Raw genomic sequence first — 24,811 nt, forward strand, 5'->3', positions numbered from 1 at the left:
GGGGACGAAGCCGCCACCGTCGATCCGGACGTTCTTCCAGCTGTACGGTTCGGCCGCCGCCGCGGCGGCCTCGGTGGATGGTGCGACGGTGAACTGTACGGCCACGACGGCCGTGGCAGCGGCCAGCACGGTGGTGACCGCGCCGACGAGACTTCTCCGCATCTGCGGTTCCTCTCGGGATGCCAGGGTGAGGGTGCGACGCCCCGTGGGGACGTCGACGGGTGCGAAGAGCTGCCCTGGCTCCCCGCCGGCACGCTTGGCTCCCGCTGCCGAAGAAGAAGTCAACAGTAACCGCTGCGCCGCCGAATTAGGAAGCGCTCCCAACTAACTCGGCCATCAGAGCCGGTAGATGACGTCCTCGCCGACCATTTCCCGACTGATGCCCAACCCGTCCACCGGTCGGGCGGCCACGTCCGCCCACGGGGTGCCGGGCGCCCAACCGGGCAGCAGCACCACCGTGCGCACCCCCACCTGCCGCAGGTACGCCACCGAGGTCGCGTCCGGGAAGGTCATGCTCGCCGCCCGGATGCGCTCCTGGGACTGTGGGGTGAACGAGGCCAGCCCGTTGACCACCTTGGGGAACCCGTCGGTGGACCACAGCATCACGTGCAACTCCCGGATACCGTCGCTGGGCAGCACCAACGCCGGGCCGGTCAGCCCGCGCAGCACCGCCGGTTGCACCGGTGCCGGCACGTGCGGGGTGCGGTTGACCCCTTCCAGCAGGACCAGCACCAGCGGCACCAGCAACGCCAACCGGGCCAGCCGCCACTGCCCGCCGTCCCGCTTCGGGGCCGGCTTCCGGGGGGCCGTCTGCTCGGCCGCCGGTTCGGACCACGCCGCCGACCGCAGCATCGGTCGCGCCGCCGCCTGCGCCTGCCCCGGTACGACCACCTCCGCCGGCACCGCCGCCCGCACCGGTACGGCCCCCTCCGCCGAGGGTGCCAGCGCTCCCCGGTCCGCCACCATCGCGACGGCCGGGTCCGCCGGTCGCAGCGTCGGCGGCGCTCCCGGTTCCACCGCCCCGGACACGACCGACTCCGCCCCCGGCACGGCCGACTCCGCCCCCGGCTCCGGTGGTTGCCCCCCGGTCGGCCCCGGTGCCGGTTCCCCGTCCCGCACGGCCCGGGAAGCCGGCTCGCGCACCGTCAACGCCCCGGCGGCGAGCAGGCCGAGCAGCAGGGTCGTCCACAGCACCAGCCGGCCCGGGGTGCGCACCCCGTCCCAGCCCGGGGCGTGCTCGACAAGCGTCACGTAACCGGGGTTGCCGTCACCGCCGAACGTGGTGCCCGCCGCGAGCGCCACGCTGACCAACGCCGCGCCGGCCAGCATCAGCCGGTGCCGCAGCCGCCACGCGGAGAAGAACAGCCCGGCCATCGCCAGGGACAACAGCACCACCCCGGGCAGCAGGGTCATCTCACCCGGGAAGCCGAGCGTGGCCCGGGCCGCCTCGTGCCGCTCCCCCCACAGCCAGGACTCCGGCGGCGCGGTGACGAACCCCCGCCACGGCGGGGAGAACATCTCGATCTGGGCCACCGTGCGCCGACCGGACGGGTTGCGGGCCACCACCTCGAAGTACGGTGCGGCCATCGCCAGGGTCACCACGGCGAAGCCGATCCCCCCGGCCAGGTCGGCCAGGAGCAGGCCACGCGGCACCGCCGGCCGGGACCGCCGCCGCCGCCACACCACGGCGTACGTCACCGCCACGCCGAGGCAGATCAGTCCCAGCGCGTACGCGAAGGGCAGGCCGATGCCGAAGCCGAGGGTGACCTGCCAGGCGGCGACCGCCCACCCGGCGACCGCCCACCCGGGGCGGACCCGGTCGGGCCGGTGGCCGTGCCGCAGCGACCAGCCGTGCCCCCGGGCCAGCATGGCCAACGCGAGGGCGATCCCGCCGATGCTGATCACGTGCAGGTGACCGGCCTGGGCGAGCTTCCACGGGGCGTACGCGAAGGACACCCCGGCCACCGCCGCACCCGCCCGGCCGGCCCCCACCTGCCGGGCCAGCGCGTACGCCCCGAACAGGGCGAGGGCGTGGGTCAGCATGTAGAGCAGGTTGTAGCGGATCACGGCGGCCACCGGACCGTCCCCGATCATCCCGAACGGGGCGTACCCGAGCAGGGTGTCGGAGTAGGCATAGGTGTACGGCTCGGGATAGAACGTGTTGGAGTGCCAGACCTGGAACGGGTTGGTGAGCAGGGCGTGCCCACCCCAGGCCACCTGCCACGCCTGGAGCGTCGGATCACCGGTGTCCTGCGGGATGGTGCTCGCCGGATCCCGCAGGGTCGGCCAGGTCAGCACCACGGCCAGCAGCAGCGCGGCGACCGCCGCCAGGGTCCATTCGTGCCGGGCCACCCGCCACGACACCCCCGCCAGCCGGCGGCCGAACACCCGAATCTGATCGACGTCCATCTCTCCACCCCGTCCTTTGCCGTCCGTCAGACTGCCCGAGTCCGATCCGGTTGTCGACACCGTGACCCGCCCGATTTTCAGCCCGGGCTCCCCTTCGTCGTCCGAATCCGATCCGCTGGCGACCACCGGATCGGACTACCGGTTCGGGTCCGGGGCGACCACCGGGGCGGGTTCGGCCCGGTCGCGGACCACCAGGGCGGATCCGGTCGCGGACCACCAGGTCGGGCCCGGTCGCGGACCACCAGGGCGGGCCCGGTCGCGGAGCACCAGGGCGGGCCGGTCGCGGAGCACCAGGGCGGATATGGGCGGACCATCGGGGCGGGTCCGGGCGGACGAGGACCACCCGGGTCGGGTGAGTCGGCCTCACCCGGGCTGCCGGAGGGTGGGAGGCATGACTGGACCCGACGGACTGATCCGACCCGGGACGCCGGCCCCCGAGTTCACCCTGCCGGCCACCCCGGACGGGCGACGGACCGGCCCCGGGCAGTTCCGTGGCCGGCCGGTGGTGCTCGCCTTCTATCCCGCTGACTGGTCCCCGGTGTGCGGCGACCAGATGGCGCTCTACCAGGCCGCGATGCCGGAGTTCGAGCGGTACGACGCGGTGGTGCTGGGCGTCTCGGTGGACAGCCTCTGGTCACACCGGGCCTTCGCCGAGGCCCGGGGCGTCCGGTTTCCGCTGCTGTCCGACTTCGAACCCAAGGGTGAGGTGGCCCGGGTCTACGGGGCGTACACGCCGCAGGGGCAGGCCGGTCGGGCCCTGGTGGTGCTCGACCCGGCCGGGACGGTGACCTGGAGCTACCTGTCCCCCGCCGAGGTGAACCCGGGTGCCGACGGCATCCTCGACGCGTTGGACCAGCTCGGCACCGGGCGGCAGGTGGTGGCCCGATGAGCACCCCGTTGCAGGTCACCGCCCGACTCCGGGTGCCGGTGACGGAAACCGACCACATCCGCGGGCCACTGGACGCACCGGTCACCATCGTGCAGTACGGCGACTTCCAGTGCCCGTACTGCGGGGCCGCCCACCCGAACCTGACCGAGGTGCTGCGGCAGCGCCAGGACACCGTACGGCTGGTCTACCGGCACTTCCCGATCACCAACCTCCACCCGTACGCCGAGCGGGCCGCCGAGGTGGCCGAGGCGGCCGGCCGCCGGGACCGGTTCTGGGAGATGCACGACTGGCTCTACGAACACCAGGACCAACTCGACCCGGTGCACCTGTCGCTCGGCGTGGCGCAGGTGGGTCTGCCGCCGGACGAGATCGACGCGGAGGTCGACCGGCACGCGTACGGCGACCGGGTCCGTCACGACTTCACCGGCGGCATCCGCAGCGGGGTGAACGGCACCCCCACCCTCTTCATCGGCGACCACCGTCACGAGGGCCCCTTGGACCTCCCCACCCTCCTGACCGCAGTAGACACCACCACCCCCTGACCCACCCACCCCACCCACTCCGCCCACCCCGCCCCGCAGGCGCGACCACCGGAGGACCACCCCACTCACGTCCACCACCCACCCACCCACATTGATCAAGAGGTTTGCGTCAACCAACCCACCTCCGCCCCGTTGATCAAGAGGTTTGCGTCAACTTGAAGATCGAACTTGACGCAAACCTCTTGATCAACGGGGCAGGGTTGGCGGGGGCGGGGGCGGGGCGGGGCGGCGGGGGCGGGCAGGGGGGCAGGGCGGGGTGGGGTGGGGTGGGGTGGGGTTGTTAGAGGAGGCGGAGGGAGCGGGCTCGGCGGACGGCTTCGCGGCGGCGGGTGGCGTCGAGCTTGCGGTAGATGTTACGGACGTGGGTCTTGACGGTGTTGACCGACAGGGAGAGTTCACCGGCGATCTCGACGTTGGACAGGATGCTCTGGAGATACCGCAGAATGGTCAGCTCCCGCTCGGTGAGCGGCTCGGGGAGCGCCCGTTCCGGACCGCCCGGCCCCCACTGCGGGTCACCCGATCCGTGCTCGGTCGGTTGTTCGGCGTCGCGTACCAGGTCGCTGACCGCCGGCCAGTGCGCCGTACCCGAGTCCAGGTGGGCGGCGAGCAGGTCTCGGACCTCCGGTTCGGCCCGGGTGAACACCCGGCGGTAACCGTGTCGGCCGGACAGGTCCAGCACCCGCTCCAACAGCCGACCGGCCCGGCGCTCGTCACCGGACCGCCGGGCCAGCACCGCGTCGAGGACACCGGTGGCGAGCCGTACCGACAGCGGCCAGCCGGCGGCGTCCGGGGCGTCCCAGTCGGGTAGCGCGTGACCGGCGGCCCGGACGTCGCCCGCCCGCAGCTCCACCCGGGCCAGCGCCAGGCCCAGCACCGGGTCGGGGTCCGGCTCCCGGGACCGCTCGGCGAGCAACCGGCGGGCGGTGTCCAGGTCCCCCTGTTCACCCCGTAGGTCCGCCTCCAGCGCGAGCAGCCGATCGGCCAACCCTCCGCCCCCCACCAGCCCTCCACCCCACACCCCGTCTCCGGCCAGCCCTCCGTCCCCGGCCGGCCCCACATCCCACACCCCGACCTCGACCAGCCCCCCATCCCCGGCCGACTCTCCGCCCCCGGTCAGACCTCCACCCCACACCCCACCCCCGGTCAGCGCTGCGCCGGGGAGGGTACGGGCTCCGGTCAGCTCGTCCCGGGCCCGGCGCACCACCTCGATCGCCGCCGCCGGCTCGCCGGCGTCACGCAGCAAGGTCGCCCGACACAGCGCCACCACCGCACCGACCGTGCCCCCGCCAGGTGCCACCCCGACCATGACCGGAGCAGCCGCCGCACCGACCCCCACCCCCGCCCCACCCCGAGCAGCCGCCGCACCGAACGCCACCCCGGCCCCGACACGAGCGGACGCCACCCCGAACCCGACCGGGGTAGGCAGCGCACCGATCGCCGCGTCGGCCGTAGGGGTGCCGGATGTCGTACCGCCCGCACCGGATGCCTCGCCCGGCATGGCCGCGCCGGCCGCCGCCAGTTCGGCGGTCGCCTCCGTGGGCTGGTCCCGGTGCAGCGCCACCAGGGCCAGGGCCAGATGGGCGTAGCCACAGTCGACCCGACTCGACCAGCCCTGGCAGGGGGGCATGACCAGCGCCGCGTGGGCGGTCTCTTCGGCTGGCGCAAGCTCACCGGCCAGGGCGAGCAGCAGTGCGGTGCGGGTCGCGTCGACCAGTTCGGTCCGGGGCCGCCCGGCCTGCCGGGCCGCCGCCAGCGCCCGGGTGAACCATGCCCCGGCCGACCGTAGTTCCCCCTCGGCCAGCTCGACCAGGCCGAGCGCGGTGCCGGCCACCGCCAGGACGTCCACGTCCTCGCCGGTCCGGGGGTCGTCGCCGGTCGGTGCCACCGCTTCGGGGTGGTCGCCAACGACGGCCGGCCGGTGGGTCGGCGTCGCGGCGGGCCGGCAGGGCGGCGGAGTCGGCGGCAGGGCAGGCCCGGTGACGGTGGCGAGCAGTCGGGCGGCGGCCCGGCGTACCCCCGGATGGTCGCCGGCCAACCGGGCGAGGGTGAGTTCCAACGCCAGGGCCAGCCGGTGGAACCGGTCACGGCGCGGAGCCGGCAGCGAGCGGGCCGCCGCCACCGCGTCGCGCAGCCAGGCGGTCGCCGCCTCCCGGTCGCCCGCGTACGCCCGCTCGGTGCCGGCGGCCAACGCCAGCTCCGGGTCCCGGTGCACCGCCTCGGCGGGCGGCGGCGCGGGCGAGGCCACATCCGGTGTCCCCCGGTCGTACGGCAGCAGCTCCGGCCAGTGGGTCAGCAGCAACCCGGTGGCCCGGTCCCACTGCCCGGCGGTGAGCGCGTGGCGCAACGCCTCGGCCGGCCGGTCGTGGTCGGTGTGCCAGTCGGCGGCCCGCCCGTGCAGCTCGGCGCGTTCCCCGTCGGCGAGGTCGGCGAGTTCCTCGCGCAGCAGGTCGGCCAGCAGCGGATGCGGTCGGTACCAGGGTGGGTCGCTGTCGTCGCGGTGCAGGAATCCGCCGTCGCGGGCCAGCCCGGCCAGCAGGTGCCCGGCGTCGGCACGACCGGTCAACGCGTCGGCCAGGTCGGCGCGGACCGCCGGGCCGACGGCGCAGCGCCGCAGCACTTCCCGGGCCGGCGGCGGCAGCTGCCCCAGCACCTCGGCCCGCAGGTACGCCGCCACGTCCGGGTGGTCACCCCCGAACCGGGCCGCCCACCGCTGCGGATCGGACTGCCCCCGGGCGGCGAGCGCGGCGAACCGCAGACCCGCCGGCCAACCACCCGTGCGGTCCCGCAGCCGGGCGACCGCCGCCGCAGGCAGGGGCACCCCGTGCGCCACCAGCAGGTCGGCCACCTCGTCGGTGGTGAAGGCCAACTCGTCGGGGCCGATCTCGGTCAGGTCACCGGCCAGCCGTAGCCGGTGCAGGGCCGGTGGCAGGTCGGTGCGGGCGGCGGCGATCAGGCGCAGCCGGCCGTCGGCGTGCCGCAGCAGGAACTCCAGGCCGGTGAGCACCGCCGGGTCGGTGACCCGGTGCAGGTCGTCGACGACGAGCCGGACCGGGCGTTCCCGGGCGGCCAGGGTCGCGGCGAGCGCCTCCAACTGCTCCGACCGCACCGGCACGACCGACGGCTGGGCGGCCGACGCGCCAGGCCGCCCGGCAGGCGGTGCGCCAGGCCGCCCGGCAGGCGGTGCGCCAGGCCGCCCGGCAGGCGGTGCGCCAGGCCGCCCGGCAGGCGGTGCGCCAGGCCGCCCGGCAGGCGGTGCGCCAGGCCGCCCGGCAGGCGGTGCGCCAGGCAGGGCGGCGGGTGGTGCGTGCGGCGGTGGCTCGGCCGCGCCCCGCAGGGCTGCCGTGAGGTACGCCCAGAGCCGCTCCCCGCTGTCGCCCGCCTCGACCTGAACCCAGGCCGGGGGTCCTCGTCCGCCGCTCGCGCCCAGGCGGTGAGGATCGTCGTCTTGCCCCACCCTGCGGCGGCCCGGACCAGGGTGAGGGTGCCGGCAGCTCCGGCGTCGAGGCGGGCCGACAGCCGGGGACGCCACAGCATCGGCTCCGGCGGGGCGGGCGGGGTGAGCCGGGACGCCAGCAGCGGCGGGCCGGCGGGCACCTCGGCGCTGTCGTGCTGCTGCGGCATCCGCCCTCCCCCGGTCAGCGCGTTCCGCCCCGGTCGGCGCCCTCCGGCCGGTCGGCGCGTTCCTCCCGGTCGGCGCGCTCCGGACCGGTCGGCGGCGGTTACCCGGACCGGACCGGTTCACCCCTTCGGGACGAGTCCGGTTCACCCGGTCCCCACCGAGGATGGGCGGATCGGGCAGCCGGTGTGGCGTGACCGGCTGCCGCGCACCGGTCCCGGCGAAGAGGCGGGTGGTACGGATGGGACGACTGACCCGTGGCGGGTTCACCCTCCTTCGGGCGCACCGGGCGGGGGTCGACGCCCGGTCGGGCCGCTGGCAGGTGGTCACGGTCGGGGTGTCGGCGGCCGAGCTGATGCCCGACGGGCGGTGGCCGGAGCCGCTGCGCCCACTGGCTGACGCGGTGGAGCTGCACCTGCGGCCGGCCCCCGGTGGGCGGGGCACCGAGCTTTCGGTCCGCCCCCTCGGCGGGGTGGCGACCCTGCCCGGGATGGCCGCCCACCTGGTCGGCGACGATCCCGACGGCTACCTGCGGCAGGTGTTGCGCACGGTCCGGCAGCTCGCCGAGACCGGTGAGGTGCTACGCGCCGACCGGCCCGCCGCCGAACGCCCCGCGACCGCGCCACCCGGGACCGGGCCACCCGGGACCGGGCCGCCCGCGACCGGGCCGCCCGCGACCGGGACCGGGCCGCACGGGACCGACGGCCCGGTGGTGCCCGGATGAGGGCGCTGTGCTGGGAGGGCGTCGACCGGCTCGCGGTACGCCAGGTGCCCGACCCGGAACTGCGCAACGCCCACGACATGATCGTCCGGGTCCGGCGCAGCACCACCTGCGGGGCCGACCTGCCGATGCTCGCCGGCCGGGTGCCGGGCCTGGCCGCCGGGGACGTGCTCGGGCACGAGTTCCTCGGCGAGGTGGCCGAGGTCGGCCCGGCGGTCCGGCGGCACCGCGTCGGTGACCGGGTGGTGGTCTGCGCGGCCGTGGCCTGCGGGAACTGTTGGTACTGCCGGCAGGGTCTCTACTCGTGCTGCGACAACGGCACGGCCACCGGGACGGTCGGCGAGGCGGCCTGGGGGCAGGCTACCGGCGGCTGCTACGGCCATCCCCGGACGGCGGGTGGGTTCGCCGGCAGCCACGCCGAGTACGTCCGGGTGCCGTACGCCGACGTGGGGGCGTTCACCGTGCCCGACCCGGTCAGCGACGACCGGGCGGTCTTCGCCTCGGACGCCGCCCCGGCCGGTTGGATGGGTGCCGAGCTGGGTGCGGTCCGCCCCGGTGACGTGGTCGCGGTCTGGGGGGCGGGTGCGGTGGGGCAGCTCACCGCGCAGGCGGCGACGGTGCTCGGGGCGGAACGGGTGATCGTGATCGACCGGTACCCGGAACGGTTGCGGATGGCCGAACGGCACACCGGCGCCGAGACGTTGCACTACGAACACACTGATGTCCCCGCCGAACTGCGGGAACGCAGTGGTGGCCGGGGGCCCGACGTCTGCGTGGAGGCGGTGGGGGTGGCCGACGGCGGGGGCCGGCCGGTCTCGCTCGCCGACCGGTTCACCGGCCGGGGCGGCCCGGTCGAGGACCCCCTGGCGGTACGGGAGGCGGTGCACGCCTGCCGCAAGGGTGGCACGGTCTTCGTCTCGGGCACCTTCACCGGTTTCGTGGACGCCTTCCCGCTGGGCGCGGTGATGCACAAGGGTCTCACCCTGCGCAGCGCCCGGCAGCACGGTCAGCGGTGGATTCCGATGCTGCTGGACCGGATGGCCCGCGACGAGCTGCGTACCGAACACCTGGCGACGCACCGGTTCGACCTGGACCAGGCCCCGACGGGGTACGCGCTGTTCCGGGACCGCGCCGACGGTTGTGTGCGGGCGGTGTTCAGCCCGCACGGCTGAGTCGTCCGGGTGGGTGCCGGTCGCCGCGGTGCGGACCGGTCCACCCCCGGTGCCCAGGTGAGGGCCGGATGCGGGTGGCACACTCGGCGGATGTCCCACGACCGCCCGTACGACATCGTCCTGTTCGGCGCGACCGGCTTCACCGGCGGGCTGACCGCCGAATATCTGGCCCGGCACGCCCCGGTGGGGTTGCGTTGGGCGTTGGCCGGCCGCAACCCGGCGAAGCTGGCGGCGGTCCGGGACCGGCTCGCCGCCATCGACCCGGCCTTGGCCGGGCTGCCGCTGCTCACCGCCGACGTCACCGACGCCGGGTCGCTGCGGGTGGTGGCGGAGGCGACCCGGGTGCTCGCCACCACCGTCGGACCGTACGTGCACCACGGGGAGCCGCTGGTCGCGGCGTGTGCCGCCGCCGGCACCGACTATCTCGACATCACCGGTGAGCCGGAGTTCGTGGACCTGATGTACGTGCGGCACCACGCCGAGGCGGTGCGTACCGGGGCCCGGTTGGTGCACGCCTGCGGTTTCGACTCGATCCCGCACGACCTGGGCGTCTGGTACACGGTCCGGCAGTTGCCGTCGGACGGGCCGATCATGGTGGACGGGTTCGTCCGGGCCGGGGGGAAGTTCTCCGCCGGCACGTACCATTCGGCGCTCACCGCGTTCTCGCGTACCGCGCAGACGAAGCAGGCGGCGCGGGCCCGGCGGGCGGTCGAACCCCGCCCGGACGGACGCCGGGCCCGCGCGGTGGCCGGGAAGTTGGGCCGGTCCGCGGCGACCGGCATGTGGGCGGTGCCGCTGCCCACCATCGACCCGCAGGTGGTACGCCGGTCCGCCGCGGCCTGCCCGGAGTACGGCCCGGACTTCCGCTACCGGCACTTCGCCGCCGTCAAGCGGCTGCCGACGGTGCTGCTGGCCGGGGTGGGGATGGCCGGGGTGGTCGGGCTGGTGAAGCTGCCACCGACCCGGCGCTGGCTGCTCGGCCGGCTCGCCTCCGGGCAGGGTCCGAGCGCCGCGCAGCGGGCCCGGTCGTGGTTCCGGGTGCGGTTCGTCGGCGAGGGCGGGGGCCGCACCGTCCGCACCGAGGTCTCCGGCGGTGATCCCGGCTACGACGAGACCGCCAAGATGCTCGCCGAGTCGGCCCTCTGCCTGGCGTACGACGAACTGCCCGCCACCAGCGGGCAGCTGACCCCGGTGACGGCGATGGGCGATGCGCTGCTGGACCGGTTGGTGAGGGCCGGCATGACGTTCCGGGTCCTCCCGGCGCGGAGCTGACCGGGGCGACGACCCGACGGCTTGACCCTCGACCTGGTGGAGGCGACAGCATCATGGGCGTGGAGAGCGAACTGCTGAGTATCGGCGAGCTGGCCCGGGCCAGTGGCCTGACGGTCAGCGCGTTGCGGTTTTACGACCGGTGCGGGGTGCTGACGCCGACGCTGGTCGACCCGGTGAACGGTTACCGCTGGTACACCGACGCGCAGGTGACGCCGGCCCGGCTGGTGGCCGGGCTACGTCGGGTCGGTATGCCGCTGGTCGAGATCACCACCGCGCTGCGGCTGCGGCACGAACCCGCGCGGGTGGGGCGGTTGTTCGACGCCCACCTACGCCGGTTGGAGGACGGTCTCGCCGACGCCCGCCGTGAACTCTCCCGGGTCCGCACCCTGATCGATCCCGAGGAGTACCCGATGACCACCACGATCGTGCTTGCCCGCGCCGACCTGGCCGCTGCCGTCGACGCCGTCCGGTTCGCCGTCGGCACCGACCCCGACCTGCCGATGCTCACCGGTGTGCTGTTGGACGTGGAGTCCGACGGCGTACGACTGGTCGCCACCGACCGGTACCGGATGGCGTTGGCCCGGGCCGGCGGTCGGGTGGACGGCCCGCCGGTGCGGGCGCTGCTCCCGGCGGCGGCGGTCGACGAGTTCCGGGCCCTGCTGGATGCCGACACGCAGGAGCAGGCGCACCTGACGCTCGCCGGGGGCCGGGTCGCCGTCACCGTCGCCGGTGCCGTGGCCAGCTCGGCGGTGTTGCCGTACGAGTTCACCGACTACCGCCGGCTGCTGCGCCGACCGGCGGACGCACCGGCCCGGCAGGTACCGGTCGACGTGGCGAGGCTGCGCGCCGCGCTGCGGGCCGGTACCCCCACGGTCACCCGGGTGCACGAGGGGGTGCCGCTGCCGGTGACCGTGCTCGGGGTGGACGACCACGACGGGCTGCGCCTGGTCGACGCGACCGAACTGGCCGGGCCGGACCGGACCGACCTGCTGGTCGGCGTGAACGGGGACTTCCTGCTCGATGCCCTGGAGGCTGCCGGTGGCCCGCAACTGATGCTGGAACTCGACGGCCCGATCGCCCCGCTGGCCGTCCGGCGGCCCGGTGACGAGGACACCTTCTCCATCCTGATGCCGATCCGCCTCTGACGGTCATGGGCCTGCCGGCCGGCAGCCCAGCCGGCGTTCCGCGTCGGCCTCGGACCCAGCGGGTCCGGTCCCACACCGGCCGCACCCCGTTTCGCCTCGCCCCGGCGCAGCACGATCAGGTGCCGGGCGGTCGCCGGGTGACCCGCCTTGGCACCGGGCCTGCCGGAGAGTGACCTGCGGCGGGCACCGGGCCCGCCGGTGCGCCATCGACGGACAACGACACCCCACCATTACGGAGGGTAGCTACAACCCTCCCCCCACCTACTCCCCTGTGCACGCTTTGCTCTGCTGCCACCGAAGCAACAGGCACGGCGGGTAACCGTCGCGCCGGTGGCAGCAGAGCAAAGCGTCGGAGTGGGGGTGGTGAGGGGTGGCGAGTCGATGCGGCATTTGAACAGCTCAGAGGGGATCTGCCGCTGGAAGCCCATCCGGGCACGGTAAGAACAACACCCCAAGGATCACCCAGAGTGACAAAATGGGGGTCGGCGTCGACTCATCACCGTAAGTCACCGCTCGGGTCGACGGCGGCATCTGTCGGGATCGGACCGGACGACCGGGCCCCTGCGGCGCGGCCGGCTGGCGGTCCCCACCGGCGCGGACACGACCGCTCCGGGGACGGCGGTCAGCGCGGCACCGGCCGGACAGCACCCCGGCCACACCACGCACGGCAGCGCCGATCGGACCCGTGGGACCGGTGGGGCCAGAGCAGCGCCGATCGGACCGGTCGGGCCAGCAGCACCGATCGGGCCGGTGGGGCAGCGCGGGTGAGGCCATGCCTCCGGCCGGGGCCGGATGGCGGCAGGCGCGACGGTAGCATCGGAGGGTCCCACCCCGACCGCCTGGACGGAGCGTACGGAGCAGCATGCTCGACATGGAGTTGATCCGCAAGGATCGCGAGGCGGTGGCGACCGCGCTGGCGAAGCGTCTGGCTCCCGCCGAGGTCAATCGGATCCTGGACGAGATCCAGCGACTCGATCAGGAGCGTCGCGCCCTGATCACGGAGATCGACGCCGAGCGGCAGCGCCGCAAGGCCGACGCCCGGGCGTACGCGCAGGCGAAGCGGGCCGGCACCACGCCGGAGTCCGTCGCGCCGGAGGTCGAGCGCAAGCAGCTCGCCGACCTGGAGTCCCAGCTGGACGAGGTGCAGTCCCGGCTGCGCGGCACGATGAGCGAGCTGCCCAACCTGCCCGCCGACGACGTGGTGCCCGGCGGCAAGGAGGCCAACCGGGTGGTGAAGGCCTTCGGCGAGCCCCCGGTCATCGAGAAGATCCGCGACCACGTGGAACTGAGCCGCGCACTCGGCCTGGTCGACCACGAGCGCGGCGTCAAGCTCGGCGGTTCGGGCTTCTGGATGTACACCGGCCTGGGCGCCCGGCTGGAATGGGCGCTGATCAACTGGTTCATCGACGAGCACGTGCGGGCCGGCTACGAGTTCCTGCTCCCGCCGCACCTGCTGCTGGACACCGCCGGCTTCGCCGCCGGCCAGTTCCCGAAGTTCTACGACGACGTCTACCACCTGGACCGGGAGTCCGCCCCGCGCGGGCAGTTCCTGCTGCCCACCTCGGAGACGGCCATCCTCGGGGCCTACCAGGACGAGATCCTGGAGACGTCGAAGCTGCCGCTGAAGGCGTTCGCGTACACCCCCTGCTACCGCCGCGAGGCGGCCGGCTCGCACTCCGACGAGCGCGGCACCGTGCGTGGGCACCAGTTCAACAAGGTGGAGATCTTCCAGTTCACCCTGCCGGAGCAGGCAGACGCGGCGCTGGAGGAGATGCTCGCCCACGCGGAGAGCCTGGTCGAGAAGCTGGGCCTGCACTACCAGCGCAGCCTGCTGTCCGCCGGTGACGCCAGCGCGTCGATGAAGAAGACCCTCGACATCGAGGTGTGGATGCCGAGCACCGGCAAGTACAAGGAGGTGTCGTCGGTCTCGTGGGCCGGTGACTACCAGGCCCGCCGGGCCGCCATCCGCTACCGCGAGCCGGGGGGCAAGCAGACCCGGTTCGTGCACACCCTCAACGGGTCGGCGCTGGCCACCAGCCGGCTCTTCCCGGCCATCCTGGAGCAGTTCCAGCAGCCCGACGGCTCGGTAGTGGTGCCCGAGGTGCTCCGCGACCGGCTCGGCACCGACCGGCTCACCCCGCTGCGCTGAGGCTCGCGGTGCGGGGCGGGGCCTCCGGGCCTCCGGGCCACCGCCCCGCACCACACCCACCCGGCCCGCCGCACACCCGGCCCGCCGCACACCCGACCGACATCGGCCAGCCGCGCACCAGCCCGGCGGGGTCACCGGCCGGTTGTCTCACACCCGTTCGGTGTCACCGGTCCGGGTACGGCTGCGGTGCAGCAGCGCCGCCACCGCGAGCAACCCGAGCAGCAGCCCGGCGAGCACCACCGGCCCGGCCGTGTCCAAGGCCGTCACCAGCATCCGTTGGACCCGGGCCGCACCTACCACCACCGGGTCGCCGAAGGCGTCGTGCCGACCCTGGGCGAGCCGGACCTCGTACCAGCCGTACCAGGCGACGTAGCCGCCGGCGACGAGCAGCACCAGGCCACTGAGGCGGGGCACCCAGGCGCCCGCCCCGCGCAACCCACTCACCACCCGCCCGCGCAGCAGCGCCACGCCGAGCGCCGCCACCGCCACCACCAGACCCATCCCGAGCGCGTACGCGACGAACAGCGCCAGCCCGCGCAGGGTCGAGCCGGCCTGGAGGCTGGTCACCACGATCGCCAGGAACGGCGCGATCGAGCAGCTCAGCGACGCCAGCGCGTACGCCATGCCGAACAGCGCCATGGACGGCAGCGAGCGGGTCAGCCGGGGCGCGCGGGCCGACGGACGCGGGGTGGGCAGGCGGCGTCCGGCGAGCAGCCACAACCCGAGCGCCAGCAGGCCCAGCCCCAGGGTCACGGTCAGCCACGGCAACCGTGGGCGCAGCCAGTCGGCCAAGGGTGCCACGGCCAACCCGAAAGCCCCGAACACCACGACGTACCCACAGGTCAGGCCGGCCGTCGCGGTGAGTGCCCGGCCGATCGCGCCGCGGCCGTCCGCGGGCCCGGCGACCAGCAGCGACAGGTACGCCGGCAGCATCGCGAAGCCGCACGGGTTGACCGCGCCGAGCATCCCGGCGGTCAGCGCGAGCAGCAGCGGGCCGGTCATCAGCCGGCCAGGGCGGCGACCCGGCGGGTCAGGTCCTCACCGTCGAGGAAGCCCTGGTGGACGACCTTCCCCTCCCGATCGATGATCAGGAAGGTGCTCTGTTCGACGATCTCGAAGCGCCGCCACAACGCGCCGGCCCGGTCGTCGATCTGCGTGGTGCCGCCGAGTTCGAACTCGGTGACGAAGCTGCGCATCGCCTTCTGCTCGCCGAGGCCGGCCACCCCGACGATCGGCACGGTGTCCCGGTATTTCGGGGCGATCTCGGCGACCGTCCACGCCTGGCTGGCGCAGGTGGCGCACCACGGCGCCCAGAACCAGAGCACCACCGGCCGGCCGGCCAGGGCGGCGGCGGAGAACGCCGTACCGTCGAGGGTCTTGGCGGTGAAGCGCAACGCGTCGGGCACCGGGGCGGGTGCCCCGGTGGTGGCGGGTGCGGCGGTCGGGGTCGGCTCGGCGGGCAGCGGCGACGAGGTGGCGATCGGCACGGCGACCTCGGCGGCCGGTTGCGCCGTCGTCGGCCCGACGGCGCACGCCGAGGCGGCCAGCAGGGTGCCGGCCAGGGTGGCGGCGACGGCGAGCCGGACGGCCGGTCGGCCAACCGGCCGGGTCCTGGGGTACGACGACCGCATCCGAATCTCCTCTCGGTGGTGCTACGTGACCCCGACGGTGCCGGGTGACCTCGACGGTGCTACTTGACCTCGACCAACCGCAGCGCGAGCTCGGGGCAGACCTTGACGGCCTTCATCGCCCCCTCCTTCAGCCAGGTCGGCACGGGGGTGGGCGGGAAGGCGGGGTAGCCGTTGCCGTCGAGCCGGATGAAGTCCGGTACGACGTGGGCGCAGAGTCCGTGCCCGTCACAGCGGGACCAGTCCAGGGTGAGCATCTTCGGGTTGGCGTCGGGGGCACCGGGCAGCCCCATCACGCCCTTGACCCGTTTGCCGCACCCCTCACCGGTGGTGTGCTGCCGCAGGTCGTCGGCGAACACCTCCATCGCGGAGAGCGCGAAACGGGAGGTGCCGTCGGGGTGGCTGCACGCGCCCCGGCCCTTCACGTCACCGGCGGCGGCCCGCACGACCTCCACCGGGGCGCTGCCGGAGACCGCCAGGTCGACGGCGCGGGCCAGGTCGGGCAGGCCCCGCTTGCACGGCCCGCACTGGCCGGCGGACTCCCCGGCCAGGTAGCGGACCACCTGGGCGGCTTCGCCGAGCGGGCAGGTGTCGCGGCCGAGCGGGATGATGATGCCGGCGCCGAGGGTGCCGCCGACGCTGGTGAGGCTCTTGCGGGTGATCTCCGCCCGCTGCGCCGCCTCCCAGGTGATCCAGCGGCCGTGGTAGCCGCCCATCAGGATGCCCGGCCCCTCCGGCACCTCGCACAGTTCGAGGATGTCCCGTAGCGGGGTGCCGGCGGCGCACTCCACCACGGCGGCGCGTTTGGCCTGGCCGGTCACGGTGAGCAGGACGGTGCCCGGCTCGTCGTCGGTGCCGAGCGCCGCGTACTCGTACGGGCCGAGCCGGGCGGCGATGGCCACCTGGGCGTACGTCTCGGCGTTGGACAGCAGGGTGGGCAGGTTGCGTACGCCCGAGTCGCTGGACCGCTTCTTGGTGCCCGGCGGGATGTGCGGCAGTCCGTTGATCCCGTTGACCAGTGCGCCGCCCTCGCCGGAGATGAACCGGTGCGGCACGGTGACGATGGTGGTGGGGACCGGCATCCGACGTTCGGCGAGTGCCTCGGTGAGCGAGTCCCGGCCGATCAGGTCGTCGGCGACGCAGAGCACGATCTCCTCGGCGTCCAGCGCGTAGGCGGACAGGGCGGCACCGTCGAGGATCAGGTGCGGGGCCCGGGTGAGCAGCACCTTGTCCTTCCAGCTCGCCGGTTCCCCCTCGGTGGCGTTGACCACCACCACGGCGGGCAGGTCCTGCCGTTCACAGGACTCCAGCACCGCCTTGAACTTCCGGTAGAACGGGAAACCCGCGCCGCCCTTGCCCTTGAGCTGGATGGCCTCGGCCAGTCGGAGCAGGTTGGCCGGTTCCATCGGGCCGATCGGGCCGTGCACCGTCTCGTGTGCCATCAGGTCCAGCCGACCGAACTCGGCGAAACCGGCGGTGAGCCGGGGCTCGCCGATGCAGGCGACCGGGGGCACCTTGGTCCGCATCACTTGGCTTCACCGCGCAGCCCGGCCCAGTACGCCCCGTCGACGGCGTCCGCGTTGGCTTTGCCCTTGCGCCGGCTGCGGCCGTCGCCGGTGGCCTTGCGGGCCCGCCGGGAGGCCAGGTCGACCAGGGTCGGGGTGTCGTCGACCGGGATGTCGTCGGCGACGTAGCGGGCCGGCGGACGCCAGTAGTCCGGCTCCTCGGGCACGTCCGGCTCGACGCTGTGCCGGCCGGAGCCGCTGCGCGGGGCGGCGGAGATGGGTTCGGCCGAGACGGGCCGGCTGGACTCCCACCGGTTCGGGCTGTCCCACGGCTCCTCGGGCTCCTCGGTGCGCCGCCGGGGCGGGGCCGAGTAGCGGGCGGCCAGGTCGTCGTCGTCGCGTCGGGCCCGGCGACCGGTGGAGACCGGGGCGATGTCCTCGTCCTCGTAGCGGGACCGGCGGGTGCCCGACACGGGGGCCACGTCCTCCTCGTACCGGGACCGGCGGGTGCCCGACACCGGGGCGACGTCCTCCTCGTAGCGGGACCGGCGGGTGCCCGACACGGGGGCCACGTCCTCCTCGTACCGGGACCGGCGGCCACCGGAGACCGGGGCGACGTCCTCGTCGCGGCGGCGACTGCCGGACACCGGCGCGACGTCCTCCTCGTAGCGGGCGCGGCGACTGCCGGACACCGGGGCGACGTCCTCCTCGTAGCGGGACCGGCGACTGCCGGAGACCGGGGCGACGTCCTCGTCGCGGCGGCGGGGCCGTTCGTCGCGCTCGACGGTGCGGCGTCGGGCGGCCGGTTCCAGGTCACGCTCGCGGCGGGGGGCCGACGTCTCCCGGGCGGGTCGGCCGCCCCGGACGGGTTCCCGCAGGGTGCCGGGCTCGGGCACCACCGGAACGGTGAACCGCTCGGGGTCACGACGCCGGGCAGTGCCGGTCGGCGCGTTCCAGGACGGGGTCAGGGTGGTCTCGGCCCAACCGGTCCGGCTGTCCTTGGTCTCCTCCTCCTTTTTACGGCCGAGGCCACTGAGCAGCGTCCGCCCCTTGCCCTCGTCGGTCGCCTTGGCGGTCATCGCCTTGTTCAGCGCGGCGGCCTGCTGCTGCTCACGGGTGCGCTTGCCGAGGTAGACCGACAGCCGCACCATCAGCGCCACCACCACCAGCAGCACGCACGCCAGGTAGCTGAGCACCACCCAGGACTTGGCGGCGCGGCCGGCGTTGAGGCCGTGGAACAGGGCGAACGGCCAGGAGAGGTACGCCAGGGAGTGCAGGCTGCGCCAGAACCACTTGGGGCCGACACCGGCGAAGCGGACCCGGACGATGCCGGTCCAGAACACGCTCACCATGAGGAACGCGGCCACCGTGCCGAGACCGACGTAGAGCCCGCTGCCGCCGATGAACGGGACCACGGCGTCGGTGGGGCCGGCCCGACCGATCGCGATCTTGGTGATGACGTGGAACACCAGGCCGGCGACACCGAGGACACCGGTGGCCCGGTGCGCCGACTGGAGCAGCACCCGGTGCCGGATCATCAGGACCAGCCGGTCGGTGGCGAGCAGGCCCATCATCACGGTGAGGCTGAGCGCCACCAGGGCGACCACCCCGGCGAAGAACTCGGTGAAGAAGAACCCGTACGCGTACATCACCGTGCCGTTGCCGGTCATCTCGACGCCGGCCCAGAGCAGGCCCAGCGCGGAGGCCACCATCAGGGCCAGCACGGATTTCGACACGGTCCGGACACCACGGCTACTGGTGGAGGTCCGGACGGTCGCGGCCTTCTCGTTCTGCTTTGCCCGGGCCATCTGCTCCTCGATCGTCTAACGGCGGCGCCACCACCGGCCGACCTTGCTCCCACCTCCAGTACGGACCTCCGGGGCGTACGGATCAGTGCGGCTGGTGAAAATTCTCGGCGGAGTGTCGAACCACCCCGGCCCGGCGCGCGTGTAGCCCCCGGCGCACCGCGTCGACGGCGCACCGGCGCAGCGACGACCGTCCATCCGTTGACCGGTGGCGCCCCGTCGGGCGAACCTGTCCGGACGATTCACGCCGACCGGAAGCTATGCACCCGTTAGTCTTTGTTTGTGCTGTTTGACCGAATGATCGACCGGTGGGGGCGGGGTCCACTCGCCGCCGTCGTCGGCGTACCGGCGCTGCTGGTGCTGGCCGTGCTGGTCGGCGCGGCACTGCGCTACGACGCCCCCGCGCCGACCCGCCGGGCCGCCCCGCCACCGGCCGCGACTACCGCCCCGGCCGAGGACGAGACCGTGCCGCCCGCCGCACCGGCCCCCGCCGGACTACCGGTGATCGACTACGAGCCGGCACCCGCCGGTTTCCCGGCCGACCCGCGCCCGCTCGACGTCACGCCGTTGACCGAGGGGCTCACCCCGACCCGGAACATCGCCGCGTACGACGCCCCGGGCGGACGACCCCGCGCCCTGCTCGCCCCCACCATCAACGGGGTCGAGCTGACCATGCCGGTGGTGGAACGCCGCACCGGCTGGACGGCGGTCCTGCTGCCCTCGGCGAGCCGCCGACTGGCGTGGCTGCCGGCGGGCGGCTGGACCCCGGTGGCCCTGCGTGACCAGCTCGTGGTGCAGCGGCGGACCCACCAGCTCACCTGGTACCGGCACGGCAGCCCGCAGCACACCTGGCCGGTCAGCCTCGGCCTGCCCGGCCAGGAGACCCCGCTCGGCCGGACCTTCATCCTCGGCACCACTCCCCCGCCCGAGCCCGTCTACGGCGGGGTGGACGTCTTCGCCCTCGGCGCGATCCCCGACGACCTGGACGCGGTGCCCACCGGCCTCAAGGGCGCGCACATCGGCCTGCACACCTGGCAGGACGACGACACCCTCGGCGAGAACGTCACCAACGGCTGCATCCGACTCACCCGTACCGCCCAGCAGACCCTCCTCGACGAGGTCCGCCCCGGCACCGAACTGGTAGTCGTCGACACCCTCCCCACCTCCTGAGCCAGCGCACCGCCGCCCCCGCCGCCTCGCCGCCTCCGCCGGCCCCGCCGCCCCCGCCGCCTCGCCGCCCCCGCCGGCCCCGGTGATCAAGAGGTTTGCGTCAAAATCTGGCCGTCGGATGACGCAAACCTCTTGATCACCGGGCGTATTCGGGCCCGCCGGATGGGGTGGGGGCATTGCGGGGTGGGAGGTGGGTATGCGGCCGGGGTTGGGGTGGGTGAGGTCGGGGAGGACGGCATGGGGAACACGTCGAATGCGCGGGTCGACACGGTGGTGCTCGTGCACGGGCTGTGGATGACACCACGTAGTTGGGAGGGGTGGGTCGAGCGGTACGAGGCACGCGGGTTCCGGGTGCTCGCCCCGGCCTGGCCGGGCTTCGACCGGGAGGTGACCGCGCTGCGCGCCGACCCGGGCACGATCGCCGGCACCACCCTGCGGCAGGTGATCGACCACTACGCGGCGGTGATCCGTGAGCTGCCGAGCCCACCGATCGTGATCGGCCACTCGTTCGGCGGGCTGGTCGCCCAGGTGCTGGCCGACCGGGGGCTCGGCGCGGCCACCGTGGCGGTCGCGTCCGCGCCGGTCAAGGGGGTGCTCCGGCTGCCGATCAGCACGCTGCGGGCGTCGTACCCGGTGCTGCACAGCCCGGTCAACCGGCACCGGGGGGTGCAGATCAGCCCGGACGAGTTCCGCTACGCCTTCGGCAACACCCTCCAGCCGGACGACTCCGACCGGGCCTGGCGGCGTTACGCCGTACCGGCCGCCGGGCACGTGCTCTTCGAGGGGGCGTTCGCCAACCTCGACCCGCACTCCGCCGCGACCGTCGACACCGGGCGCGACGACCGGCCGCCGCTGCTGCTGATCGCCGGTGGCGAGGACCACGTGGCCCCGCCGTCGCTGGTGAAGGCGAACGCCGGGCTCTATCAGAAGTCGCGGGCGGTGACCGCGTACCACGAGTTCCCGGGCCGCTCCCACTTCACGGTGGGTGAGCCGGGCTGGGAGGCGGTCGCCGACCACGCCCTGGACTGGGCGGTGCGGATGACGCGGACCCCGGCGACGGCGGGCAGCGCACCCCGCCGCTGAGCCGGACGGCACCGCAGCGTCACGGCCGGTCGGCCCGGACGCGCGGCACCGCCCCTCACCGGAGCCCGCTCACCGCCACCCGCGCCGCCGGGAGCACTCGCCGTCGTGGTCGGGGCGGAGCAGGCAGCGCCGACCACCGGAGAGCAGCCGGTCACAGAACACCCAGTGGCGGACGTTCTGGTCGTCCTCGACGGAGACGGTGGTGCCGCCCGGGTCGGTCTGCGGCAGGACGTGCGTCCAGTGCGCCACCACCCGGGCCAGCCGCTGCGCGGAGAGCAGATCGTCGGTGACCACCGGCAGGTGGATGACGAAGCGCCCGGTCACCGGTCCCACTCCCGCTCGTTGCGGCCGTGCGCCCGCTCGGCTTGCAGCTGGCACAGCGCGATCCTGACCCGGCCGGCCTCCCGCCGGCTCTGCCGCAGCGCGTCGTAGGCGGCGGCCAGCTCACCGGCGACCTGGTCGAGGAACTCCCGCACCTCCTGCGGGTCGAGCCCGCGCCGCCCGAACCGCGCCGGCCGGAACCGCCGCTCCCGCACCTGCCACGGCAACAACCGATTGGGTACGCCCGGACGACGCCCCACCGACGCCGGCAGCGGTCGTCGGCTCTCCGGAATCCGGCGGAAGAAGTCACGCATGACGGAACCTGCCTCTCCTGACGATCGACCCGGGCGGGGGTGGGTCCACCGGCCCGCCGCGCACCGGCGGACCCACCCCGTGCACCCGCCGTCGCAGCGCTCACCAGCCACCCGACAACGGGGATCAGATGGCCGCTGAGCAGCGGGAACTTCCCAGCGACCGCCGAAGCAGTCAAACACCGGAAGCCACTGATTGCAACGTCTCAATTGCGCTGCGCGACCGCACGGCTAGCTATAGACACGCACTCTGTGTAATGTGTCCATTACTGCGGAGACGCGGGGCCGTCGAAAATGGACGGGAGGGTGTTCAGGCCAGCCGAGCCGGGAGGACGATGGTGTCACAATCCGTGACCGGGACGACGATGCTCCGCCGCCAGATCGGGCGGAAGTTCGAGTCGTTGCGCAGGGCGGCCGGGCTGACGATGGAGCAGGCCGCCGAGCAGTTGGACCGGGCACGGGCCACCCTGCACCGGATCGAGAACGGTGCCGAGCACGTCCGCTACCGGCAGGCCGACGTGCAGCAGATGCTCGACCTCTACGGTGCCTCCACCGAGGACAGCGAGTTGCTCCTGGCCATGACGGCGGCCACCCGGGAGAACAAGAACTGGTGGCACGACTACGTCGGCTCCGGCCTGCCCCGCTGGTTCCAGCTCTACATCGGACTGGAATCGGCCGCATCACACATCCGCCAGTACGAGGCCGAGTTGGTCCCCGGCCTGCTCCAAACCCGCGCCTACGCGGAACATGTCTCCCGACTCCCCAGCGGCGGGATCGACACCAGCGACGACGAGACGCATCAGCGGGCTGTTCAACTTCGGGTGGAGCGACAGGCGTTGCTCATCCGGTTCTCCCCGCCGCAACTCAGCGTGATACTCAACGAGGCCGTGCTACGTCGGCCGGTGGGCAGCAAGGAGATCATGGCTGAACAGCTTCATCAGATCATCAAGGCCGCAGAACTACCCAACGTCACCGTAAGAATGATGGAATTTTCTGCCGGACTACACGCCGGAATGACGGCTGGAAGCTTCTCGATGCTGGAGTTTCCGCAGGACGCCACCGGCAGGGAGGTGGAGCCGCCCGTGACCTACATCGAGTCCGCGACGGGGGCGATCTACCTGGACAAGCCGCACGAGACGGCCGTGTACGGCGCTATCTGGGCCGACATGACGAGCCGTGTCCTCAATGAGTCCCGGTCAATGAGCCTGATCCACCGAATAGCAGAGGAGCACTCCCGTGCCTGACCTGACCGGTGCCGTCTGGCGCAAGTCCACCCGCAGCAACGCTGGCGGCAACTGCGTCGAGGTCGCCGACAACATGCCCGGCGTCGTCGGACTCCGCGACAGCAAGGACCCCACCGGCCCAGTCCTCACCTTCGCACCCCGAACGTGGACGCGTTTTCTGGCGAGCCTCAAGCAGCAGCCGCCCCGGTACTGAAAGGGACACCGCACAGACCGGGCTGCCCTGCCCCCGATCTGGTGCCGGTGCGCGACGCGGATGGCGTCAGCTTTGCGACACCCACCTCGACACGCCAGACCGAACGGCACACAATCGGCCGCCCCGACCTGCATAGGTGAGGGCACGTCGAATTCGCCGCCCGGAAGGTGCACCGTGTCACGCTACTTCGGCTGGGTCAAGGATCATCAGAAGTTGGCTCTCGCCGGAGTCATCATCGGCGCGGCGAGCCTCTTGGTGGCGACACTCGGCTTTGGGCGTGATCTGTTCGGCATCGAATTCTCGCAGGCCAGCCATCCCGCACCTACCTCAGCGGCCGGGCCGAGTCCTTCCGCGTACCTGACGCCGCCGGCTTCCGAGGACCCGACCTCCGACATCTCGGAGAGCCCGAGCGATGAGGCGCGTCCCACGCCCACCGAGACGGTCGACCCCACACCCACGCCGGAGGACAGCCCTGAGGAAGTCTCGGTCCGCTACCTCGACGAACTCGACGCGGAGGACCGCAACGGGGGTTATGTCAAAGGGCTGGTGACCATGGGCAACAAACCCTACGACCGGAGCATCGAACTCAGCTGCAACGGCACCAGCACCTACTTCGTCTTTCCCGTCGCAGGGATGCGGACCCTCGACTTCTGGCTGGGCATCGACGACAACACCCCCGGTGCCTCCGGGCTGGTCGCCGACGTGGCCTTCTACCGGGACAGCGGAGGACAGCTCGACAGCAACAAGGTGGCCAAGCTGGGGCCCGCCACCCATGTCAAGGTCGATATCACCGGTACCACCCAGTTGAAGATCCGCTGCACCGGCCGGAATGCCAACTCGGGCCGTCAGGCCAACGTGGCCCACGTCGCCTTCGGCAAGGCGGTGCTCACCGCTTCCCCGCGCTGACCGGTACCGTAAGCACTTTCCCGGGAACGTCAGTCCCAGGTCTCGCTGATGTCGAGGATCTCCATTCCCGGGGGCAGCGCCGGCGTCAGGGCCTTCGGATCCCGGGTGACCAGATAGCAGCGGTAGAGCACGGCGGTGGTGACGGCATGCGCGGCATCCAGCGACACCTGTGTACGCGCCGCCAGCCGCGCCACCCGCCGGCTCGTCGCGGCATCGTAGACGGCCACCTGAATGTCACGGTCCTCGGTGAACAGCAGGTCGAGCAGGGCGGCGGAGGCGGTACCCGCCAGTTCGAGCTGTGCCTGCCCGAGGCAGAGCGCGGGTACCCACAGCTGCTGCTCCGGGTCCTCCTCGGCGAGGGTGAGCATGGCACCGGGCTCGACGCTGGTTCCCGAGGCGTAAGCGAGCAGCGCAGAGGTGTCGAGGACCAGGCCGTTCACGCCGCGGCGCTTCCGTCCTCGTCGAACTGGCGAAGCCATTCGAGATTCCGGGCATGCTGCTCGTCACTGATCGGTGGCAGAGCTGCCAGACGACTCCTCGTCGATTCCACGTCGTCGTCGGTGACGACGTAACCGAGCTGCGCCCAGCGCGCCCGGAGGTCGTCCGCCCGCATCTTCCGACGGAGGACTCCCGCGATGAAACCGGACGTGTTGCCCTGGGTGCGTTCGACGTAGGCGGCCACGTCGTCGGGCAAGCTGATGGTGATACGGCGAGTCATACTCTCAGCATA

The 24,811-nt window shown here is 73.4% G+C and carries 23 protein-coding genes and 1 pseudogene; 13 read left to right on the forward strand and 11 right to left on the reverse strand.

What is annotated here, in order from left to right; translation table 11 throughout:
- Positions 1-336: 336 nt before the first annotated feature.
- Complete coding sequence (locus tag J7462_RS12120) at positions 337-2,409, reverse strand: hypothetical protein (RefSeq protein WP_219464142.1); 2,073 nt, start codon at positions 2,407-2,409, stop codon at positions 337-339.
- 391 nt (positions 2,410-2,800) lie between these two features.
- Between J7462_RS12120 and J7462_RS12125 the strand changes: the two genes are divergently transcribed.
- Both J7462_RS12125 and J7462_RS12130 read left to right on the forward strand, forming a co-directional pair.
- Complete coding sequence (locus J7462_RS12125) at positions 2,801-3,298, forward strand: redoxin domain-containing protein (protein WP_219464143.1); 498 nt, start codon at positions 2,801-2,803, stop codon at positions 3,296-3,298.
- A complete protein-coding gene (locus tag J7462_RS12130; RefSeq protein WP_208568900.1) occupies positions 3,295-3,840 on the forward strand; it encodes a thioredoxin domain-containing protein in 546 nt (181 codons plus the stop codon). Before J7462_RS12125 ends, J7462_RS12130 begins: the two co-directional genes overlap by 4 nt.
- A 280-nt stretch (positions 3,841-4,120) precedes the next feature.
- Here J7462_RS12130 and J7462_RS32150 read toward each other — a convergent pair whose 3' ends face one another.
- A complete protein-coding gene (locus tag J7462_RS32150) occupies positions 4,121-6,952 on the reverse strand; it encodes a LuxR C-terminal-related transcriptional regulator (protein WP_308290876.1) in 2,832 nt (943 codons plus the stop codon).
- A 44-nt stretch (positions 6,953-6,996) separates the two neighbouring features.
- Between J7462_RS32150 and J7462_RS12140 the strand changes: the two genes are divergently transcribed.
- A complete protein-coding gene (locus tag J7462_RS12140) occupies positions 6,997-7,185 on the forward strand; it encodes a hypothetical protein (RefSeq protein WP_219464144.1) in 189 nt (62 codons plus the stop codon).
- Here the strand turns inward: J7462_RS12140 and J7462_RS33605 are convergent.
- Positions 7,112-7,461, reverse strand: a pseudogene (locus J7462_RS33605) (helix-turn-helix transcriptional regulator); the annotation flags it as partial. The gene J7462_RS12140 and the pseudogene J7462_RS33605 overlap by 74 nt on opposite strands.
- 236 nt (positions 7,462-7,697) lie before the next feature.
- On the opposite strand from J7462_RS33605, the gene J7462_RS33610 reads away from it, so the two are divergent.
- From J7462_RS33610 to serS, 5 genes are all read left to right on the forward strand, one after another.
- Positions 7,698-8,180, forward strand: a complete 483-nt coding sequence (locus tag J7462_RS33610) for a hypothetical protein (protein ID WP_219464145.1) — start codon at positions 7,698-7,700, stop codon at positions 8,178-8,180.
- Positions 8,177-9,349 carry a zinc-dependent alcohol dehydrogenase gene (locus J7462_RS12150; protein ID WP_219464146.1) on the forward strand — a complete coding sequence of 391 codons (1,173 nt, stop codon included), beginning with the start codon at positions 8,177-8,179 and terminating at the stop codon, positions 9,347-9,349. The genes J7462_RS33610 and J7462_RS12150 overlap by 4 nt, the downstream gene beginning before the upstream one ends.
- A gap of 90 nt (positions 9,350-9,439) precedes the next feature.
- Positions 9,440-10,621 carry a trans-acting enoyl reductase family protein gene (locus tag J7462_RS12155; protein ID WP_219464148.1) on the forward strand — a complete coding sequence of 394 codons (1,182 nt, stop codon included), beginning with the start codon at positions 9,440-9,442 and terminating at the stop codon, positions 10,619-10,621.
- A 53-nt stretch (positions 10,622-10,674) separates the two neighbouring features.
- Entirely contained in the window at positions 10,675-11,766 is a 1,092-nt protein-coding gene (locus J7462_RS12160) for a MerR family transcriptional regulator (protein ID WP_374197517.1), read from the forward strand.
- A gap of 862 nt (positions 11,767-12,628) precedes the next feature.
- The gene (gene serS / locus J7462_RS12165; RefSeq protein WP_219464149.1) at positions 12,629-13,915 is read left to right on the forward strand and encodes a serine--tRNA ligase; all 1,287 of its coding nucleotides are present in this window, start codon (positions 12,629-12,631) and stop codon (positions 13,913-13,915) included.
- Positions 13,916-14,062: 147 nt separating this feature from the next.
- Here serS and J7462_RS12170 read toward each other — a convergent pair whose 3' ends face one another.
- The 4 genes from J7462_RS12170 to J7462_RS12185 are packed head-to-tail and all read right to left on the reverse strand — an operon-like array spanning position 14,063 to position 18,856.
- Complete coding sequence (locus J7462_RS12170; protein ID WP_219464151.1) at positions 14,063-14,917, reverse strand: cytochrome c biogenesis CcdA family protein; 855 nt, start codon at positions 14,915-14,917, stop codon at positions 14,063-14,065.
- Complete coding sequence (locus J7462_RS12175; protein ID WP_219464153.1) at positions 14,917-15,546, reverse strand: redoxin domain-containing protein; 630 nt, start codon at positions 15,544-15,546, stop codon at positions 14,917-14,919. The genes J7462_RS12170 and J7462_RS12175 overlap by 1 nt, the downstream gene beginning before the upstream one ends.
- Positions 15,547-15,605: 59 nt before the next feature.
- Positions 15,606-17,072, reverse strand: coding sequence for an NADH-quinone oxidoreductase subunit NuoF family protein (locus J7462_RS12180; protein WP_208568893.1), 1,467 nt, complete (start codon positions 17,070-17,072; stop codon positions 15,606-15,608).
- Positions 17,069-18,856 (reverse strand): ferric reductase-like transmembrane domain-containing protein, encoded by a 1,788-nt coding sequence (locus J7462_RS12185; protein WP_219464154.1) that lies wholly within the window; start codon positions 18,854-18,856, stop codon positions 17,069-17,071. The genes J7462_RS12180 and J7462_RS12185 overlap by 4 nt, the downstream gene beginning before the upstream one ends.
- A gap of 279 nt (positions 18,857-19,135) precedes the next feature.
- Between J7462_RS12185 and J7462_RS12190 the strand changes: the two genes are divergently transcribed.
- Together J7462_RS12190 and J7462_RS12195 are read left to right on the forward strand one after the other, a co-directional pair.
- Positions 19,136-20,023, forward strand: coding sequence for a L,D-transpeptidase (locus J7462_RS12190; RefSeq protein ID WP_219464156.1), 888 nt, complete (start codon positions 19,136-19,138; stop codon positions 20,021-20,023).
- 237 nt (positions 20,024-20,260) lie between these two features.
- A complete protein-coding gene (locus J7462_RS12195; protein ID WP_219464157.1) occupies positions 20,261-21,106 on the forward strand; it encodes an alpha/beta hydrolase in 846 nt (281 codons plus the stop codon).
- A gap of 69 nt (positions 21,107-21,175) precedes the next feature.
- On the opposite strand, the gene J7462_RS12200 is transcribed toward J7462_RS12195, so the two are convergent.
- Together J7462_RS12200 and J7462_RS12205 are read right to left on the reverse strand one after the other, a co-directional pair.
- Positions 21,176-21,430 carry a hypothetical protein gene (locus J7462_RS12200; RefSeq protein ID WP_208568889.1) on the reverse strand — a complete coding sequence of 85 codons (255 nt, stop codon included), beginning with the start codon at positions 21,428-21,430 and terminating at the stop codon, positions 21,176-21,178.
- Positions 21,427-21,741: a DivIVA domain-containing protein gene (locus J7462_RS12205; RefSeq protein ID WP_219464159.1), complete on the reverse strand. Its 315-nt coding sequence runs from the start codon at positions 21,739-21,741 to the stop codon at positions 21,427-21,429. The genes J7462_RS12200 and J7462_RS12205 overlap by 4 nt, the downstream gene beginning before the upstream one ends.
- A 362-nt stretch (positions 21,742-22,103) precedes the next feature.
- Between J7462_RS12205 and J7462_RS12210 the strand changes: the two genes are divergently transcribed.
- The 3 genes from J7462_RS12210 (at position 22,104) to J7462_RS33270 (ending at position 24,081) form a co-directional block, all read left to right on the forward strand.
- The gene (locus tag J7462_RS12210) at positions 22,104-22,982 is read left to right on the forward strand and encodes a helix-turn-helix transcriptional regulator (protein ID WP_219470269.1); all 879 of its coding nucleotides are present in this window, start codon (positions 22,104-22,106) and stop codon (positions 22,980-22,982) included.
- Positions 22,975-23,175, forward strand: a complete 201-nt coding sequence (locus tag J7462_RS12215; protein WP_219464161.1) for a DUF397 domain-containing protein — start codon at positions 22,975-22,977, stop codon at positions 23,173-23,175. Before J7462_RS12210 ends, J7462_RS12215 begins: the two co-directional genes overlap by 8 nt.
- A gap of 174 nt (positions 23,176-23,349) precedes the next feature.
- The gene (locus J7462_RS33270) at positions 23,350-24,081 is read left to right on the forward strand and encodes an NPCBM/NEW2 domain-containing protein (RefSeq protein WP_219464162.1); all 732 of its coding nucleotides are present in this window, start codon (positions 23,350-23,352) and stop codon (positions 24,079-24,081) included.
- A gap of 29 nt (positions 24,082-24,110) precedes the next feature.
- Here J7462_RS33270 and J7462_RS12225 read toward each other — a convergent pair whose 3' ends face one another.
- Positions 24,111-24,521, reverse strand: a complete 411-nt coding sequence (locus tag J7462_RS12225; protein WP_219464164.1) for a hypothetical protein — start codon at positions 24,519-24,521, stop codon at positions 24,111-24,113.
- Positions 24,518-24,799 carry a hypothetical protein gene (locus tag J7462_RS12230; RefSeq protein WP_145921196.1) on the reverse strand — a complete coding sequence of 94 codons (282 nt, stop codon included), beginning with the start codon at positions 24,797-24,799 and terminating at the stop codon, positions 24,518-24,520. Before J7462_RS12230 ends, J7462_RS12225 begins: the two co-directional genes overlap by 4 nt.
- Between the last annotated feature and the right edge of the window lie 12 nt (positions 24,800-24,811).

The organism is Micromonospora sp. RL09-050-HVF-A, from assembly GCF_019374995.1.
Classification (GTDB): domain Bacteria; phylum Actinomycetota; class Actinomycetes; order Mycobacteriales; family Micromonosporaceae; genus Micromonospora; species Micromonospora antibiotica.

Coding starts and splice junctions, on each gene's coding strand:
- J7462_RS12120 (WP_219464142.1), bottom strand. CDS start 2,409: ATGGACGTCGATCAGATTCGGGTGTTCGGCCGCCGGCTGGCGGGGGTG.
- J7462_RS12125 (WP_219464143.1), top strand. CDS start 2,801: ATGACTGGACCCGACGGACTGATCCGACCCGGGACGCCGGCCCCCGAG.
- J7462_RS12130 (WP_208568900.1), top strand. CDS start 3,295: ATGAGCACCCCGTTGCAGGTCACCGCCCGACTCCGGGTGCCGGTGACG.
- J7462_RS33610 (WP_219464145.1), top strand. CDS start 7,698: ATGGGACGACTGACCCGTGGCGGGTTCACCCTCCTTCGGGCGCACCGG.
- J7462_RS12150 (WP_219464146.1), top strand. CDS start 8,177: ATGAGGGCGCTGTGCTGGGAGGGCGTCGACCGGCTCGCGGTACGCCAG.
- J7462_RS12155 (WP_219464148.1), top strand. CDS start 9,440: ATGTCCCACGACCGCCCGTACGACATCGTCCTGTTCGGCGCGACCGGC.
- J7462_RS12160 (WP_374197517.1), top strand. CDS start 10,675: ATGGGCGTGGAGAGCGAACTGCTGAGTATCGGCGAGCTGGCCCGGGCC.
- serS (WP_219464149.1), top strand. CDS start 12,629: ATGCTCGACATGGAGTTGATCCGCAAGGATCGCGAGGCGGTGGCGACC.
- J7462_RS12170 (WP_219464151.1), bottom strand. CDS start 14,917: ATGACCGGCCCGCTGCTGCTCGCGCTGACCGCCGGGATGCTCGGCGCG.
- J7462_RS12175 (WP_219464153.1), bottom strand. CDS start 15,546: ATGCGGTCGTCGTACCCCAGGACCCGGCCGGTTGGCCGACCGGCCGTC.
- J7462_RS12185 (WP_219464154.1), bottom strand. CDS start 18,856: ATGGCCCGGGCAAAGCAGAACGAGAAGGCCGCGACCGTCCGGACCTCC.
- J7462_RS12195 (WP_219464157.1), top strand. CDS start 20,261: ATGGGGAACACGTCGAATGCGCGGGTCGACACGGTGGTGCTCGTGCAC.
- J7462_RS12205 (WP_219464159.1), bottom strand. CDS start 21,741: ATGCGTGACTTCTTCCGCCGGATTCCGGAGAGCCGACGACCGCTGCCG.
- J7462_RS12210 (WP_219470269.1), top strand. CDS start 22,104: ATGCTCCGCCGCCAGATCGGGCGGAAGTTCGAGTCGTTGCGCAGGGCG.
- J7462_RS12230 (WP_145921196.1), bottom strand. CDS start 24,799: ATGACTCGCCGTATCACCATCAGCTTGCCCGACGACGTGGCCGCCTAC.